The sequence below is a fragment of the Streptomyces sp. NPDC059080 genome, from assembly GCF_042739975.1.
GTDB classification, from domain to species: domain Bacteria; phylum Actinomycetota; class Actinomycetes; order Streptomycetales; family Streptomycetaceae; genus Streptomyces; species Streptomyces benahoarensis.
In genome coordinates this window covers 113,317-129,978 of sequence record NZ_JBHYGX010000011.1, presented here as the reverse complement: position 1 = coordinate 129,978, position 16,662 = coordinate 113,317, and the positions used below count along the sequence as shown (strand labels likewise).

The following is a 16,662-nucleotide window of genomic DNA, read 5'->3' as shown; positions in this document are numbered from 1 at the left end:
GGCATTCCGATGGACGCACAGACCACCCCCACCGACCCGAGCGACGAGGCCCCGGAACATGTTCCGGACCCGGAAACCCCGACGGGCGACCCGGCCCCCACGACCACCGACGAACCCGCGCCGGACGGCGCGCAGAGCGACGATGGCGAGCAGGACGAGACGGCGCTTCCCGACTGGGCCCGCACAGAGCTGGCCAGCGTCCGCAAGGAGGCCGCCAAGTACCGCGTGGCGGCCAAGGAACTGCGGGAGTCGCTGGCGAAGGCCACGAGCCCCGAGGAGTACGAGGCGGCATCCGCCCGTGTGGCGGAGCTGGAGACCGAACTCCACCGGGAGCGGCTGGCCCGCAAGTACCAGCTCCCCGAAGCGGTCGCGGCCCGGGTGACCGGCGAGACCGAAGACGCCCGCGAGGCCGACGCCAAGGCCCTGGCCGAGGTGTTCCACACGCGCACGGTCCCGCTTGGCCGGGGCGGCCTGGACCCCGCCGAGAAGCCGACAACGCCCAAGGACCCCGCCGCGCTCGCGGCTCTGGTCCGCCGCCGTCGCACCTGATCGAACCCATGGCCCCATGAGTGGGGCCCCACCTACGCCCGCAAGGGGGACGCCGTATGGCGAACACGTTTCTGAAGCCGGAGGTCATCGCCTCCACCGCCCTGGGTCTGCTGGAGCGGGACCTTGTCCTTGCCTCTCTGGTGTGGACGGACGGGGATTTCAACTTCACCGGCGCCAAGAACGACACCGTGACGATCCGGATTCCGGCCCGGCTCAAGGCTCGCGAGTATGCGTGGCGCAACGACCGCGCAGAGTCCATCGTCCTGGACGAGCTCCACGAGGACGCGATAGACGTCAAGCTCAACCGGGACTTCTACAGTGCCGTTGCCGTCACCGACGAGGAACTGACGCTGGACATCGCGGACTTCGGGGAGAAGATCCTCACGCCGCAGGTCCGTGCCATCGCGGAGGCCATTGACGACAACGTGGCCGCGCTGATCGAGTCCGCCCCGTACGCCGCGACGCTTCCCCTGGACGACAAGGACCCATACCGGTCCGTGGTCGCGGCCCGCAAGACGCTGAACCGCTCCTTCGTCCCGAAGGGCAACCGGACACTTCTCGTCGGCTCCGACGTGGAGGAGAAGATCCTCCTGTCCGAGCGGTTCAACCGCCTGGACTCCACCGGCGAGAGCGCGGCGGTCTCCGCCCTCCAGGAAGCCACCCTCGGCCGCATCGCCGGCTTCACCGTGGTGACCTCCGAAGTGATCGACCCGGAGGCCGCGTACGCCTTCGTCCCGTCGGCGTTCGCGGTCGCCACCCGCGCACCGGCCATCCCGGACGGCGCATCGTTCGGAGCGGGCCAGACGTACAACGGCCTGGCCATGCGGTGGATTCGTGACTACGACTCCACCCGGCTCCGTGACCGCTCGGTGGTCAACATCTTCGCCGGGTTCAACGTCATGCGGGACCCGGTCGGTGACGAGCTGCCGGACGGCACGCGGAACAAGGCGCTGGTCCGCGCCGTGAAGCTGGACCTCAACGCGTCCAGCACGCCGACGCCGCGCCGGACCCCCGCCGCCAAGTAGGCGGTGGCCCATGGCGGCGCCACTGGCGAGCATCGAACAACTCACCGCACGTCTCGGCTACCGGCTGGACGAGGCGGAACGCGTGATGGCGGAGGCGGCCCTGGCGGACGCCTCCGCCCTGGTCCGCGCATACGGGTTGCCGTGGCCCCGTGCCGACACGGCCCCGGCCGTCGTCGTCTCGGTCGTCCTGGCGGTCGCTGAGCGGCGGGTACGCAACCCGGAGGGGTACCGGGCCGAAAGTCAGGGCGGTTACCAGTACCAGCTACCGGCTTCCGCGCCTACGGGGGTGGGGCTGACCGATGCGGAGATTCGTCTACTGCGCGCGGAAGCAGGTGGGGGCGGGGTGTACTCCGTCCCCATCGAGCGGCTGGGGGGCACGCTGTGAGCCTCCTCGATGCCGGACGGGACGAGGTCACGGTGTATCCGGCGGTGCCCGGCGACGACGGGTACGGGGGCACCTTGCCGACCGATGGGAATCCGGTGCAGGTACGGGCGCTGGTGATGCCCGCCGGGACCGACGAGGACGCGGGAGACGGCTACTTGACCGGGGCCGTGTATCGGGTCTCCGCCCGTTCCCTCCCCGCTGGCCCATGGTCCCGCGTTGAGTGGGCGGGTTCCGTGTGGTCGGTCGTCGGTGAAGTTCAACGGTTCGGCGGGTCGCATCGGGTGGCGTTCGACGTGGCGACGATCCGCAAGCGGGCCTGACCACCTACACACGCGTGTAGGTGGTCGCTGCGGACAGGGGGCGAGTGTGGCGAGCGTAAATCCGCGTCTTGACCGACTGGTGGCACACATGCCGGAGGTCACGGCCGAAGTACGGGCCGAGATGGCGCGCAGGGCGGCCCGTGTCCGTGCCGTGGTCGCAGCTCACGTGGACTCGGGCGCGCTGTCCAGGTCACTGAGCGTGGAGACCAACAGCGTGGACTCCACGGTGAGCATCGCTGATCCGAACGTCCTGGCAATCAACTACGGGCACCGTACGAAGTCCGGCCGCGTGGTCGAGGGGATCCACGCCATCGAGGCGGGGATGACATGACGGTCCCCCCGGTTCTGCCGGACGTGGACGAGCTGGTGACCAGTGCGCTGCGGGATGGCATGCCCGGCGTCACGGTGCGCGTGCTCTGGCCGGGCGACTGGTCCACAGCGCTGCCCCTGGTGGTGGCGCGGAGGGTGGCAGGCTCAGCCGTCGATCCGGTCGGCCTGGACGCTGCCGTACTCGATGTGCAGTGCGCCGCGGTGACCCGGCGCGACGCCTCCGTCCTGGCCCGTACCGCGCGGACTGTCCTGCTGGCCGCTTGCCGCTCCCAGTACCAGGGCACGGACGGGTACCTCAGCCACGGCCAGGACGTGGCCGGTCCGTTCGAGCTGCGTACGGGCGAGCCCGCCCCGGGGCCGGATCTCTTCCGTTTCCAGGCCACATATCGCGTGACTGCGCGCCCTCTTTAACACCTTTCCGCTTTTCATTTCCTACCGCCTGCGGGCGGTATCTCTTGTGCCGTGTGGAGGCTCACCCTTGCCCATGAATGACGACGCCACCATTGTGGCGGGACGCGGGTACATTTACTTCGCTCCACCGAACACGCCGAAACCTTCGCAAATTCTCGACCCCCTGAACCCGGGGCCCGAGTGGGCGACCATCGGCCACACGTCGCGCGATGATCTCCCCGAATTTGGGCGTGACGGAGACGACCCCGAGGCCATCGGGTCTTGGCAAAACGCGAAGCTGCGGCAGACCACACCGGATATCACCTACAGCGTCACAATCAATGCCATCCAGGCGAGCGCTGACGTATATCGCCTCTATTTCGGTGCAGGCCCAGAGCTTGTGCAGCCGGATGGTTCGGTCCGAATTCCAGCTACTCCCGTTCCGCAGATTCAGGCACTTCTCGTGATCCTGGTGGATGGGACACGCTTCGTCCCGCTCTGGCATCCCCGGGTTTCGCTTCTCGGCTCGGATTCTATCGAGATGGCAACCGACGATTTCGTCGTCTTCCCGATCACCGGGACTTTCCTCAGCTCTTCCCTAATCGGTGGCGCCGTCGGCGAATGGGCGCAGGCGCTACCGGTCCAGCCGTCGAAACTGGGCATGCCGCGACCCCTGCCCCCCGAGATGGAATTCGGTTTCAAGGCCCAGCTATTCGAGGCTGGAGAAGGAGAAGGGGAATGACGGTGACTGTCCTTTCGTGCGCTGACCTCATGGAGGAGGCGCAGCGCGATTACGCTGCACTTCCGATTCAGACCCAGGCTGGGAACCATGTCCAGCTTCGAAATCTTCTAATGCTGTCACGAGAGGGACTGAAGACAGCCCGTGTCCTCCTGGAGAAGTTCGAGAAGAACACGGGAGCCCTGGAGGAACTGGAACCCCACCTCCGGGATCTGATCCTGGTTATCGCGGATGACCCCAAGGCCATGGCAGACGAAATGCAGGCATGGCCGCTGGGGATGTACGTCCGCGTGGTGACCCTGTGGCAGGAGGCGACCCAGGCCCCGGAAGCGCAGGACTCGGACAGCTAATCCACGAGGGACACGGCGGGGCCCTCAGGGCCGATCTGCAACGGGTCTACGGACTCGATTTGGCGGACCTGTGGCGCGGCACTCTGGCGCCCCGCCGTGCGTGGACGCTGGCCGAGCATCTTCCGGATGGGTCCGAATTGATGTCCTCACTTTCAGGCGGGACGGACCATCGAGGCTGGACAGTGCAAACGCATCTGCTGGCCCATCTTCTTAACGCGGTGCGTTTCGCAGACGCCAACAATATCCGCGTGAACGGTGGGCGGCTCAAGAGTGAGCCAAAACCGGTACTGACGCCGCAATTCAAAGAGAAGCGGCGGGCGTGGACTCTTTCTGGTCATCCGCTCGCACAGCCATTGCCAGACAAGTACATACGGGGGTGATCGCACATGGCCGGACCCGGCGGGCAGGAAGTCGGCCGACTCGCCATTCGCGTACTGCCGACCACGGACGGTTTCGCAGCCCGTACACAGACCTTCCTGGACCGGATCGAAGAAAGGGCCCGGGTCAAGGTCACGGTCCTGCCGGACATTTCACATTTCGCGCCGGAGCTGCGGACAGAGCTGGACCGCGCTAAGCGGATGATCAAGGGCGTCCGCGTTCCGGTCGAGCCAGACATGACGCGCTTTGCTGCTGATTTGCGCGACGGGCTGGCCATGCTCAAGGCAAAAGTCTTGGTGCGCCTCGCGATTGCGCCGGGCGAAATCGCGCGACTTCGCGCGGAGCTGGCCAGTATTCGCCCGCGCCCTGTGGTCACAGTGGATATCGAGGCTAACCGGTCGGGCATCGATGGACTGCGTACCTCCCTGTCCGGCCTGAGTGGTTCAGGGGACGGCCTGGGCTCCCTGATGGGCAGCCTAGGGCGACTCACCTCGATAGCCTCCGCGGTCCCTGCCGTGGCCAGCCTGGCGTCTTCCCTGGCGCAGATGGCACCAGCCGCCGCCATCGCGGCCCCCGCCCTCCTCGCTGTCGGCGGCGCCGGGGCCGCCCTGAAGATCGGCATGTCCGGCGTGGGCGGGGCCCTCCAGGGCGACGCGGACGCAATGGCGAAGCTGGCGCCGTCGGCACGGTCGTTCGTTCAGGAGGTGCAGGTCCTGGGGCCTGCCTGGTCCGGTCTTCAGACCTCCGTACAAGGCGCCCTGTTCAAGGGCCTGGGCGACACCTTGGCCCGGGTCGCATCCTCTGTGCTGCCCACCCTAAAGACTGGCCTCACGGGAGCGGCCGGGGCCCTAAATCAAATGGCGACCGGGGCCATGAAGAGCGCCAAATCCCTAGCCGACAGCGGCGCCCTGGGGCAAGCGCTCACCGGCGCAGCGGCCGGACTGAAAAACTTGTCCGGCATTCCGGCTGTCGTCATCCAGGGCCTAACCCAGCTCGGGGCGGCAGCCGCTCCCGCCTTCCAGCGCCTAACGGCCGCCGGAGGCAGTGCGCTGCAATCGCTCTCGGCGAAGATGACAGCCGCCTTCAGCTCCGGCGCCATGCAAAGCACGATCGAGACCGCGCTTTCGATGGTGAGGACGCTGTTCGGCACGCTGGCAAACGTTGGTACAACTCTGGGAAATATATTTGGGCCAGCTTCCGCCGCCGGTGCGGGGTTTCTGGGAGTGCTCTCCAAAATAGCCGCGACGGCAGCGCAAGTAACTGCAACGCCGCAAGCACAGGCGACATTCACGGCGCTTTTTCAGACGCTTTCGGCGCTGGGTAGTGTGATCTCCGGGACGCTCGGGACTGCTCTCCAGTCCGTCATGCCGCTATTGAATTCTCTGGTAACAAATCTTGCCGGACCGATTCAAACTCTGGCGGCCACGGTCGGGCCGATTCTTGCCCGGATGGCCGCGCAATTGGGAAGCGCACTGAAGCCCGTAGTTGCATCCCTTTCATCTGCACTCGGTTTCATTCTGCCCATTGTTGGCCAGCTGGCCGGGCAATTGGCCGGGGTTTTGGGCCCCGCCCTCATTCGAGCGGGGTCATTGATTAGCCAGCTTGCAAGTACCCTAATGGGCACCCTGAAGCCAATTCTCGCCCAGCTCCCCGCGATCATTGGTTCGATTCTCGCAATCGCCGGTCAGCTTCTGGGGATTATTTTCAAAATTGCCGGACAGCTTCTCTCTGCCCTTGCTCCCTCTTTGGCAACTATCGGTGGCGCCCTGGGACAGCTAATGAAGGCCCTTGGCCCACTTGTCCTTGCTCTAGGCACAGCGCTGATGGGTGCCCTAAAGGCGCTCATGCCCGTGATTACCCCGATTATCGCTATCGTCGGAAAGCTGGCAGGAATTCTAGCGGGGCTTTTGGCATCGCAGATCACCAATATCGTGGTGCCAGCTATTCATTTGGTTACGAGCCTTCTCAAGGGTGACTTTTCGGGGGCGATAGATGCCGCAAAGCGCTTGCTGTCCGGAATGCTGACGCACTTCGGGAACATCTTTAAGGCGATCGGCCAAATCGTCCTCGTGGGCATCGGCAAGATTCTCCCGCTCTTCGCGCGGCTGGCCCTACGGGCGCCTGCCTACATCGTGAAAATGGGGCCGAAGCTGGCTCAGTTCGCTGCAATGGCGCTTATACAAATGGCCGTATCCCTCCGGGCTCACGCCCCCCAAATCATGGAATTCTTCCGAAGCATTCCAGGTCGGGCACTCGGCGCCCTAGGCAACCTCGCTGGCTACCTGGTTAACGCCGGGCGGCAACTCCTCGGAGGTTTCATTCAGGGTATTGCCTCTCGGATCTCTGGGGTAAAAAGCACCCTCCAGGGCCTCACCAGTAGCTTGACATCTTGGAAGGGGCCGCCGTCCGTAGACCGGCGAATCCTGACACCCAATGGCCGCCTAGTCATGCAGGGGTTCATGTCCGGGATTGCCGACCAATTACCGTACCTGCGAAGGCAGCTGGGCGGAATTACTGACAACGTCCCTATGTGGGCTGGAGGGGCCGCAGTGATCGGCGCGGAAAGATTTCCCGCCCGGTCTGGGCTGGGAGGCGTGGGCCCGTCGGATGGGGGTGCGTCGGTACAGATCGAGCACTTTCACGCCGATGGCATCTCGCCCCAGGAGGTGGCCCGCGAATTGGAATGGCGGATGAAGGCACGGGGGTAATGTGGACGATCTCATAACTCAAGACGGACAAATGCAGTGGGGTGGTCTTCTTCTCGGCGAGACCACGCCCTACGTGGGTGTTCAGCTCACCGGCTGGGACGACCTGCCCGACCTGGAGTCCGGGACGGTCACCATGCCCACCCAGCACGGGGCATGGCCTGGCGCGCTGCTGGCAGGAACGCGCACCCTGACATGGGACTTCCGCATCCTGCCCCACCGGGCCGACCACTTCCCCCTCCTGCTGGACCGCTTGCGCCGGGCAACCGGCATCCAGCAGGAGGAACAGTCCCTCGTGATCCAGCTCGCCGGATTCCGGCGCGTGATGTGGGCACGGGTCACCAAGCGCGCGATATCCGCGGATCGCGTCTACACACGCGGCGAGCCGACCGGCTCCCTGGTGTGGGAGGCATCCGACCCCCGCCGCTACGAGGTCACCCAAAGCGTGGCCCGAACCAGGCTCCCCGATGCGGAGCCGGGGCTCGGCTGGCCGCTCGCCTGGCCCCTGGAGTGGGAACGCTCCGGGGCTGGGCGGCTGGAAGTCGTGAACGACGGAGAGGCCCCCACCCATCCCGTTGTGGAGGTCCGGGGACCCGTCAAGCGGCCCGCCCTGATCGATGCCGACACCGGCAGAGCCCTGGAGTACGCCACGGCTCTGGGGCCCGGCGACGTGCTCACCATTGATACGGCGGCCGGGACCGTGCTCTTCAACGGAACGGACTCCCACCTGTACGCCGCTACCGCGCGCAGTGCGCCGGAGCGGACTTTCGCCTTGGAGCCGGGGCGGACCCGGTTCCTTTTCACCGCCGAGCCCGGCTTTCACGACCGGCGGGCCTCGGTGTCGATCGTGTGGCGGTCGGCCTTCTGGTAACTGGAGGAATACGTGACAGTACGAAGCGGCTGGCTCCTGGCCCGCTCGGAGTGCGGGGCAGGACAGAGCCGGGAAGACACGCGGCTTGTACCTGTGGGCACCATGACCCCCACGGGTGAGATCACGACCCGGGGCGGCCTGGTTCCCGGCGGCGACGCGTTCGCCCTGGCCCGGGTCTCGGACATGCAATGCGCGATCGGACAGGGCCGCGCGATCATCCAGGGCCGGGCCTGGCAGGGGGCATACCCCGTCGTTGTGACCGCCCCGGAGGTGCTGGCCTTCGCCGACGGAGACCCGCTGTACCCACGCATCGACGCCGTGTTGATCCGCGTGGTGGACACCGAGTACGACCTTGCCCCGCACAGTGCGGCCCGACTGGAGATCGTCCAGGGCACGCCAGCCACCAGCCCAGTGGCCCCGGTGATCTCCGGCACGGCCGAACTCCTCTACCAGGTCACCGTTCCGGCCGGAGCCTCCCAGTGGACCGGCGGCCTGGACTGGGCCACGGCAGTGACCGACCGGCGGCGCTTCACCACCTCCGTGGGTGGTATCACCCCCGCCGGGTGGTCGGACTCCTGGAGCGGGGCCTACGTCGGCCAGTACCGCGACAACGCCGGAGCCCTGGAGCGGTGGGACGGCTCGGCCTGGACCACCTACCCGGCCCCGGAGTCGGCGGTGAGCTGGACGGCCGTAGCGCTGGCCGAGGGCTACAACAACGACGGCAACAAGGCGGGACCTCTGCGTTACCGGCGGATCAACCTCGGCGGGGTCCCGCACATGCAGTGGCGCGGCGGGGTGAGCTGGTCGCAGAAGGGCGAGCCGCCCAACGACGGGGTGCCGCTCGCCAAGGCTCTGGCGGACGGGTTCCGCCCCGAGCGTCACACCCCGGTTGCGGCAGCCGCCGGCGGTGTCCCGCTGAAGGTCGATTTCACCACGGGCGGCCTGGCCCGCCTGATCGTGTCCGAAGGCGTGACCACATGGGCGTCCTTCACCGGGATCACGTATCCGCTGGACAGGTAGAAGGAGGCGGGGTGCCGGAACATGTTCCGGGCTCGCTCCCGTTCCGGATGCTGTTCACGGACCTGGTGACGGATCACCCCGTGGATGTACTGCCGGTCAAGGGGCTGAAGTTCGACGACTACATAGGGAAGGCCGGATCGCTCGCGGGCACGGTATTGGTCCCGGACCGGACGATGGCGGCCCGCGTGCGCCAAGCCATCCGACCGGGCCGTACGGCCGTCTGGGTCCAGCGCGGGGCGGACGTGTGGTGGGGCGGCATCGTGTGGACGATGACGCCCCAGACCGACGAACGGGGCTTCGTGTCGGCAGACCTCCAGGCGGCGACCTTTGACAGCTACCTGGACCACCGCACGGTCTACGACACCTACACCGCCACGGACCTGGACCAGTTGGCCATTGCGCGCCAGCTCGTGGACTACGCCCAGGTTCAGGGCGGCGGAGACCTGGGGATCAGGTTGGATTCCTCGCAGACCTCCGGGGTGAAGCGAGACCGGAAGGTTCCCGCGGACGAGACCCGCCGTGTGCGGGAAGTCCTGGATGAGCTGGCCAAGCTGGACAACGGGTTTGAGTGGCGGATCAGGGTCTCCCAGTCGGCTACGGGCGAGCGGACGCGGGCGTTGCAGCTCGGGTATCCGGTGATCCGCACCGGGGACCGCCCGGTGATGCTGACCTACCCGGGCAACGTCCTGGCCTACTCCTGGCCCGAGGACGCCACGGAGGTGGCGAACGTGTGGCAATCGCGCGGGGCCACGACCAACAAGAACCAGACCGCCGACTCAACCCCGCTTCTGTCCGACCGGCTGGAGGCCGCGGAGGAGCTGGCGGCCGGGTGGCCCCGTCTGGACGGATCATCCGACTACAACACCGTACGAGACGCCAAGACGCTGAACGCTCATGCCCGCGCAGACCTGAACGGGGCTCGGCAGCCGGTCACCATCCCCACTTTGCGCGTGCGCCTGGACGACGAGATCTCCGCCGACGTGATCGGCCGGTCCGCGCGTCTGCGCGTCACGGACACCTGGTTTCACGAGGGTCTGGACGCCTCGTACCGGGTCGTGGGCTGGCAGATCACCGCAGGCGAGCGCGGCAGCGCGGAGAGCGCAGAACTGTATTTGGAGGCGGCATAGTGGCCAACGTCCCGCAGGACATCACCGACCGACTCAAGCGCGTGGAACGGCAGCTCAAGGAGCTGACCAGCGCGGCCAACAAGGCTCCGGCCCTGGACCAGATCCATTCCGGGGACGTGGTGATCGGCGAAGGCGGACAGCTCCGCGCCGAAACCCCCGACGGCCACCGCGTGTTCAGCGTCGGCCAGACCCCCCGGGACGACTGGGGCGCCACCTTGGCCCGCCAGGACGGCACACCGGCCCTCGCAGTCGGCATCGACCGCACCGCCGACGACGCCCAGATGATCCGTGTACTCGCCCGCGACGGCGCCGCCATCGTCATGGACGACCCGTGGGCCGGTGACTACCTCGGCCGCCCTGCCCTGCCGATCCCGTGGCAGCCGACCCCGGGATGGCAAACCGCGACCACGAGCGACGCAGGGGCGGTGAGTTGGTATGCGGCCACTCGCGTTCAGTGCCCGGTCCTCCACCTGATCACGGAGACATACGCCCCCACCAGGACCACGGCGACCATGGTTCTGGAGTGCTCCACCGGCGACGGCTACGAGACATGGGAGACCTGGACGGCCGCCGGTGGACGCGACGGGGCGTGGACCACGCACACCGTGACCCGCCCCATGCACGCGATCTCGCATTTCACCGATGCCGTGTGGCGCATCCGCCACCGTGTGAGCAAGGGGCGGGGGCGGATCAGCACGCACGTGATCGGCTCCTACCAGCGCAACACTCTGGCCAAGGACGAAGTCCCGAAGCCCGCCAGGCAGGAGGCGCACCCCAGCGAGTGACCACAGGCCGGAGCCTGACGCCTTCATGACCGAGATACGGAGCAAAGCATGATCGAAGCAGCGCGGGAGTGGCTGAAGGCCAACCCGGTGCGCGTCCACGCGGCCATCGCGGCACTCGTCGGATGGCTCGCCCACCAGTTCCCCGAGATCGAGACCGCCATAGGCAGCGACACCCTGACGGGCGTTCTTGTCGGCCTGGTCGCGCTCGCCCTGGGAGAGTCGGCCTCTCGGCAGGTAGCCAAGACCAAGGCGGCGGCCAGGACGTATGACGGCGGCGAATTCACACAATGACCAAGGGCCTGGACCGAACGGAGCCAACTCCGTTCGGTCCAGGCCCTTTTCCGCGTCTTGGGCAAGCAGAACATCCGTACGGGTCATGTGGTGTACGGTCGGCAGCGGACAGCTACGACGGAAGGCCCACCGATGACCGACAGCAACGCGGCGCTCCTCGCCGCTCTGGAGACCGCGTGGGAGGTTGTGCAGAGCCGGCACCCGGACCTACCAGCGGTTACGTTCACCACCGGCAGCGCGGTCAAGCGTGACGCGCTCAAGTGGAGTGTCCGCGACAGCGTGTCTGCCCAGGAGTCCACGTCCGTGATCTCCACCGACCGGCCCGAACTGCGTCTTGCCGACGCGACCTTGCACGCCGGCCCGAAAGCCTTGATCACAGCCCTTCTCCACCAGGGAACCCATGCGGCGTGCGCTCAGCGCGGCATCCGCGACACCACCAACCGGGGGAAGTGGCACAACCGGAAGTTCCGCGACGCGGCGGCGGAGTTCGGCCTCGCCTGGCCCCAGGGGCAGGAGCGGGACATGGTGCGCGGGTTCGCGGCAGTCGAGATGACCCCGGAGGCCGAGGCCGCGTTCCAGCCCCTAACGGAAGCGCTGAGCGACACCCTTAAGGCGTGGAAGCGGACCGCGAAGAAGGCCGCTGGCGCAGCCCCGCTGGCCCAACCGCGTACGGACTCCAGGCTGTGCCTGGCCTGCGCCTGCGGTCGAAAGCTGTACATGTCCAAGACCGTGTACGCCCAGGGTGGCGTCACGTGTGAAGTGTGCGGGGAACCCTTCACGGAGAACTGAAAAACAATCACCCGTACGGGGTTGAGTATGTGTTACGGTTTTCTTGTCGCTCCACCGGAGAAGGCAAGACTCCGGTGGGCGCGGCAGCGCAGACACTGAGTTGACCAAGGGAAGGGGGGCCGACATGTCGGCCAAGGAGACCAGCGAGGGCAAGCCCGCAAAGAAGGCGCAGGCCCCGAAGGCCGCGACGGAGAAGGGCGCCGGCGCCAAGCAGACCGCCGCCATCCGGACATGGGCGAAGGCCAACGGTATGCCGGTAGGCCCCGGCCGCATCCCCGCGAAGATCCGGCAGGCGTACGAGGCGGCGCACCGGCAGGCAACGGACACTGCCGACAAGCCCGAGCAGGAGGCCCCGGCGGCGCCGTCGGCAGACGAGCTCAAGAAGCGCATGCAGGAGAAGACCGCCCAGAAAACGGCCGAGGCCGCCGGCCCCGCCCACCGCGTGTTGGTGGGCAAGATCGTGGACGGCGTGGACCAGGAGGCCGTCCGTAAGGGCCTGGAGAACCCCGACGCCGCGGCGATCTACAACGAGACCAAGCCTCTCGTGACCGAGTACACGCAGGTGGACGGTCGCGCAACGGAACTCCTGCGGCAGATCTCCCACAAGCTCATGGACCTGCGTGGGCTGTTCAAGGATGCCCAGGGTCGGGTGGACTGGAACGGCGAATCCCCGCAGTACGTCGCGCTGGCGGCGTCCCTCCTCCGGGAGGCCGGTGTCCCGAGCGACAGTGCGGCCGGTACCCGCCGCGCGATCGGACACCACATCGAGGATCGCAAGCGGGAGCGCGTCCCGCAGGCGGAATGGGCGGACTACGGCGTCCAGGCGCTGACTCGCGGGCAACGCGCGGGCCTGGAGAAGAAGCAGGCCAAGGCCCTGGTGGAGGCCGACAAGGCCGTGAAGGACATCACGAAGAAGGGTGGCGCGGACAATTCCAGCATGCTCGTGCTTGCCCGCAAGATCGATGCGGGGATCTCGGCGTACAACGTCGACCAGCTGGCAGCGCTGAACCCGAAGCAGCGGAACATGTTCCGGGAGTCCCTGGAGGAGACGCGCCAGAAGACGGAAGCCCTGTTGGCCAAGCTCCAGGAGCTGGAGGCCGAGGCGAACCCCAAGGCCACCCCCGATGCCGAGGCGGCGCCCGACGCGGCGTCAGCGGCGGGTGCGGCCGGTGACACCAAGGACAGCGAGAGCTGACCTTCTGCGACGAGCCCCCGTTCCGGAAGGAGCGGGGGCTTCGCGCTGTTCGCGCCCAGATCGGCGTAACGCCTCCCAGACAACACCCCAGACAGCCGCAGAGGTCCGAGAGGGCCGTGTAGCAAGGGGAGTTGGGCATGGGAGCCCTGACCACCATCACGCGCGGCGGAAGCCGCTTCTACATCGACGCCGACACGGGGACCAAGGCACCGGGCGTGACTTCCATCCTGTCCATGCAGCCCAAGACGTTCCTCCAGTTCTGGGCGGCCAAGACAGTGGCGGAGAGCGCCGTTTCCAACCTGCCCGCCCTCGTCGGCCTGGTCCTCAACGACCGGTCCGGAGCGGTCGACTACCTCAAGGGGGTACCGCGCCGGATCACCAAGGAAGCCGCCGACACCGGATCGGCGGCACATGAGCTGTTCGAACGCCTGGCGCGTGGCGAGGCGGTGACACGTGTCCACCCGGACCTTGAGCCGTACGCGCGGCACTTCCGGGAGTTCCTGGAGGTCGTGAAGCCGGAGTTCCTGTTCATTGAGGACGCCGTGTGGAGCGACGAGCACAACTACGCCGGATCGTTCGATGCCATCTGCCGTATCGGCGACGAGACGGTGATTCTGGACTTCAAGACCACCCGGAGCGGCGTTCACGAGGACGTGGCGCTCCAGCTCGCCGCGTACGCCAACGCGGACCGGATCGTCCGCGCCGACACCGGGGAGTCCGTGCCCGTGCCCGCCATCGACGCGGCGGCCGTTCTCCACGTACGCCCGGAGGGCTGGAAGCTGGTCCCCGTCCGGCACGCGCCGGAACTCTTCTCCGTCTTCCTGCACCTGCGCGCGGTGTTCGACTGGGACCGGGACCTCAAGCGGGGCGTGGTCGGTCGTCCCGTCGCCTCCGGCGGCGAGGCCGAGACCGGCACCCAGCGCCGCAAGTAGCCAGCGCACGGGGGCTGTAACCGCCCCCAGACAACGACACCGAGCCAGGACCCCGGACGGGTTGACCAAGCCCCCGGGGTCTTGCGCTGCCCCTTCCCAGCCTTTGCCAAGAAGTGAGGTACGCGTGTCACTGCGCATCTTTGAGACCGACCCCGGAGCACTTCCCAAGACCTTCGCCGCCGACTTCGTAGGCCGCTTCCGCGCCGGCCAGCTTCTCAACAACCGCCCCGTGGCGTTGTCGGCATGGCGCGTGACCACAGGAGACCCGGACGTGGCCGACGAGGTGGCCCGGCTGTACGGCGGTGCCCCGCAGGAGTGGGAGACCACCAAGGAGGACAACCGGGAGGTCCTGACCGGCGCGGACAGCGTGCGCATCATCGTGGACGGCGCCGACGCCATTTCGGCCCGTATGGCCCTGTACGGCATGCAGGGCCCCATCCACGTCTGTGACGGCGTGGAGTTCCTGGACCCTGAGGAGGACCGGGGCAAGCCGTGCGGCTGCCCGACCGACTTCAAGGACCGGCGCGCGGCGGCCAAGTCCGGCCGTGGCCCCAAGCCGGACATTCGGATCTCCTTCCGGCTGGCGGACGCCCCGGAGCTGGGTGTGTTCCGCCTCGTGACCAGCAGCTGGGAGTTCACCAAGACGCTTCCGGCGACGCTCACGGCTCTGGACAAGGTGGACGGCCCCGCCGCGTGTGACCTCGCGCTGGAGCTGGTGGAGTTCACCACGGCCGCCGGCGTGGACGTGGCGTACCGCAAGCCTGTCCTCAAGGTCCGCGGCCCCGCCCCCAAGGAAGTGGCCGCGGCTGTCCCGTCGCTCGCTGCCGTTGCCGAAGAGGTGCCGTACTGATGGGCGACGTCGGCGCCCCGCCGACGGGGGGCACGGAACGGATCTTGGAGCTGTGCGCGGGGTTCGGCGGGCTGGGAATGGCCGCCACCGCGCTGACCGGCGCGCGTATCGGCTGGGTCGCGGAGGTCGACAAGGCCGCGTCCACCGTGCTCGCCGCCCGTTACCCCGACGTCCCGAACATCGGCGACATCGCCACGTACGACTGGTCCCAACTGGCGGGCCTGGTCGACATCCTCACGGCCGGGTTCCCGTGCCAGGACATCAGCAACGCTGGAAAGCGAGTGGGCATTGACGGAAAGCGCTCCGGTATCTGGCGGAACGTCGCGGAAGCCATTCGCGTACTTCGACCCCGGCTCGTCCTCCTGGAAAACGTCTCCGCCCTCCGCATCCGCGGACACGGCGTCGTCGTCGCCGACCTGGCCGCGATCGGGTATGACGCAAGGTGGGTGTGCGTACGCGCTTCCGCCGTGGGCGCCGCCCATCACCGGGACCGGTGGTTTTGCGTTGCCCACCCCTCCGGCGATGTTCCGTACGCCCACGGTCACGTTCATGAGCACGCACGCCACAGCGAACTCCGGCCGGGACCGGATGCTGGGCAATCAGGTGGTCCACTCCCTGCCGCCGCATGACTGCGGCGACCCGAACTGCAGAACGCCGTACCTGCCGACACCTCGCGCGTCGGACGGTCCGCACGGTGGGCCCAACCAGCGGGGCAGCGGCGGGGACTACGCGCTCCCCGGGGCGGTGGTGCACCTCCTTCCGACGCCGACCGCACGCATGGGAGCCGGACCCTCACCGCTGGAGAGGCGGCCTCCGGGGCGGGACGACCTCCAGACCCGCGTGAAACGCGAACTCACCCCATCTGGGCCCCTGCTCAAGACCCCGACCTCCAACCTGGGCGGAAGCGGGTCCGCGCAACACCCGGACAAACGCAAGGCCGGCGGCCACGGTCCCACCCTTGACGACGAAGCGGTGTTCCTCCTCCCCTACCCGGACGGGGGAGCGGGCGAGGACGCCCGCCAGTCGCCCGCGCAATGGTGGGGGGAGTACCTGCCCGCCATCCGACGGTGGGAGGCACTGACCGGGCAGGCGGCTCCGCCGCCGACCGAGGTAGGGCCTCGCGGCGGCCGTCGGCTGGCGGCCCCGTTCGCGGAATGGCTCATGGGGCTGCCCCGCGGGTTCGTGACCGGCGTTGAAGGGCTGAGCCGGTCCCAACAGCTCAAGATGATCGGTAACGGCGTTGTCTGGCAGCAGGCGTACCACGCGTATGCCTGGCTGCTGACCGCGCCAGCAGAAACAGGAGAGCGGACGTGAGTAAGCGCGGCGCCATCCACGACTTCACCGGAGCCCCGATCATCAGCGGGGACACCGTGGTCTACGCGACCCGGCAGGCCAACCGGGTGCGGATGACGGAGGCCGTAGTCATCAAGACCACCTCCGCGATCCTCGGCGGGCGTGTCGTCCCGATGCTCAAGGTCAAACCCACGGGCCAGGAATCGGGGTTCGTGCGTCGCCGAAGCCTGCGACTGGAGACCATCGCGGCGGAACACGTCGCCGTCACCATCCCGGGCGACGACGCGTACTGACCCGGCGCACCCCCGTCCGTGGCCCCCGCCGTGCACACCACGGCG

The 16,662-nt window shown here is 67.7% G+C and carries 21 protein-coding genes; all 21 read left to right on the top strand.

Annotated features, from left to right (window positions below; genetic code table 11):
* The first annotated feature begins 9 nt into the window (after positions 1-9).
* The 21 genes from ACFWWQ_RS12245 to ACFWWQ_RS12145 all read left to right on the top strand — a co-directional run bounded on the left by ACFWWQ_RS12245 (position 10) and on the right by ACFWWQ_RS12145 (position 16,617).
* Positions 10-549: a hypothetical protein gene (locus ACFWWQ_RS12245; protein ID WP_384594259.1), complete on the top strand. Its 540-nt coding sequence runs from the start codon at positions 10-12 to the stop codon at positions 547-549.
* A gap of 56 nt (positions 550-605) precedes the next feature.
* Positions 606-1,574, top strand: coding sequence for a P22 phage major capsid protein family protein (locus tag ACFWWQ_RS12240; protein WP_384594256.1), 969 nt, complete (start codon positions 606-608; stop codon positions 1,572-1,574).
* 10 nt (positions 1,575-1,584) lie between these two features.
* Complete coding sequence (locus ACFWWQ_RS12235; RefSeq protein WP_384594253.1) at positions 1,585-1,959, top strand: hypothetical protein; 375 nt, start codon at positions 1,585-1,587, stop codon at positions 1,957-1,959.
* Entirely contained in the window at positions 1,956-2,279 is a 324-nt protein-coding gene (locus ACFWWQ_RS12230) for a hypothetical protein (protein WP_384594250.1), read from the top strand. The genes ACFWWQ_RS12235 and ACFWWQ_RS12230 overlap by 4 nt, the downstream gene beginning before the upstream one ends.
* Before the next feature lie 46 nt (positions 2,280-2,325).
* Positions 2,326-2,610, top strand: a complete 285-nt coding sequence (locus ACFWWQ_RS12225; protein WP_384594247.1) for a DUF5403 family protein — start codon at positions 2,326-2,328, stop codon at positions 2,608-2,610.
* Entirely contained in the window at positions 2,607-3,020 is a 414-nt protein-coding gene (locus ACFWWQ_RS12220; protein WP_384594244.1) for a hypothetical protein, read from the top strand. Before ACFWWQ_RS12225 ends, ACFWWQ_RS12220 begins: the two co-directional genes overlap by 4 nt.
* Positions 3,021-3,093: 73 nt before the next feature.
* On the top strand, positions 3,094-3,741 hold the full coding sequence (locus ACFWWQ_RS12215; protein ID WP_384594241.1) for a hypothetical protein: 648 nt from the start codon (positions 3,094-3,096) through the stop codon (positions 3,739-3,741).
* Positions 3,738-4,088 (top strand): phage tail assembly protein, encoded by a 351-nt coding sequence (locus tag ACFWWQ_RS12210; protein WP_384594238.1) that lies wholly within the window; start codon positions 3,738-3,740, stop codon positions 4,086-4,088. The genes ACFWWQ_RS12215 and ACFWWQ_RS12210 overlap by 4 nt, the downstream gene beginning before the upstream one ends.
* A 386-nt stretch (positions 4,089-4,474) precedes the next feature.
* Entirely contained in the window at positions 4,475-7,174 is a 2,700-nt protein-coding gene (locus tag ACFWWQ_RS12205) for a hypothetical protein (RefSeq protein ID WP_384594236.1), read from the top strand.
* 31 nt (positions 7,175-7,205) lie between these two features.
* A complete protein-coding gene (locus ACFWWQ_RS12200; RefSeq protein ID WP_384594234.1) occupies positions 7,206-8,042 on the top strand; it encodes a phage distal tail protein in 837 nt (278 codons plus the stop codon).
* A gap of 102 nt (positions 8,043-8,144) precedes the next feature.
* Positions 8,145-9,062, top strand: a complete 918-nt coding sequence (locus ACFWWQ_RS12195) for a hypothetical protein (protein WP_384594231.1) — start codon at positions 8,145-8,147, stop codon at positions 9,060-9,062.
* Between the two features lie 11 nt (positions 9,063-9,073).
* A complete protein-coding gene (locus ACFWWQ_RS12190; protein ID WP_384594228.1) occupies positions 9,074-10,189 on the top strand; it encodes a hypothetical protein in 1,116 nt (371 codons plus the stop codon).
* A complete protein-coding gene (locus tag ACFWWQ_RS12185) occupies positions 10,189-10,974 on the top strand; it encodes a hypothetical protein (RefSeq protein WP_384594225.1) in 786 nt (261 codons plus the stop codon). Before ACFWWQ_RS12190 ends, ACFWWQ_RS12185 begins: the two co-directional genes overlap by 1 nt.
* A 48-nt stretch (positions 10,975-11,022) precedes the next feature.
* Positions 11,023-11,265: a hypothetical protein gene (locus tag ACFWWQ_RS12180; protein WP_384594222.1), complete on the top strand. Its 243-nt coding sequence runs from the start codon at positions 11,023-11,025 to the stop codon at positions 11,263-11,265.
* Positions 11,266-11,397: 132 nt separating this feature from the next.
* Positions 11,398-12,054 carry a hypothetical protein gene (locus tag ACFWWQ_RS12175; protein WP_384594219.1) on the top strand — a complete coding sequence of 219 codons (657 nt, stop codon included), beginning with the start codon at positions 11,398-11,400 and terminating at the stop codon, positions 12,052-12,054.
* A 124-nt stretch (positions 12,055-12,178) separates the two neighbouring features.
* Positions 12,179-13,249, top strand: a complete 1,071-nt coding sequence (locus ACFWWQ_RS12170) for a histone-like nucleoid-structuring protein Lsr2 (protein WP_384594216.1) — start codon at positions 12,179-12,181, stop codon at positions 13,247-13,249.
* Positions 13,250-13,386: 137 nt separating this feature from the next.
* Positions 13,387-14,181 carry a hypothetical protein gene (locus tag ACFWWQ_RS12165; RefSeq protein WP_384594213.1) on the top strand — a complete coding sequence of 265 codons (795 nt, stop codon included), beginning with the start codon at positions 13,387-13,389 and terminating at the stop codon, positions 14,179-14,181.
* Positions 14,182-14,305: 124 nt separating this feature from the next.
* A complete protein-coding gene (locus tag ACFWWQ_RS12160) occupies positions 14,306-15,031 on the top strand; it encodes a hypothetical protein (RefSeq protein ID WP_384594210.1) in 726 nt (241 codons plus the stop codon).
* Positions 15,031-15,660: a DNA cytosine methyltransferase gene (locus tag ACFWWQ_RS12155; protein ID WP_384594207.1), complete on the top strand. Its 630-nt coding sequence runs from the start codon at positions 15,031-15,033 to the stop codon at positions 15,658-15,660. Before ACFWWQ_RS12160 ends, ACFWWQ_RS12155 begins: the two co-directional genes overlap by 1 nt.
* Positions 15,581-16,345 carry a hypothetical protein gene (locus tag ACFWWQ_RS12150; RefSeq protein WP_384594204.1) on the top strand — a complete coding sequence of 255 codons (765 nt, stop codon included), beginning with the start codon at positions 15,581-15,583 and terminating at the stop codon, positions 16,343-16,345. The genes ACFWWQ_RS12155 and ACFWWQ_RS12150 overlap by 80 nt, the downstream gene beginning before the upstream one ends.
* Positions 16,342-16,617 carry a hypothetical protein gene (locus ACFWWQ_RS12145; protein WP_384594201.1) on the top strand — a complete coding sequence of 92 codons (276 nt, stop codon included), beginning with the start codon at positions 16,342-16,344 and terminating at the stop codon, positions 16,615-16,617. The genes ACFWWQ_RS12150 and ACFWWQ_RS12145 overlap by 4 nt, the downstream gene beginning before the upstream one ends.
* Positions 16,618-16,662 lie beyond the last annotated feature (45 nt).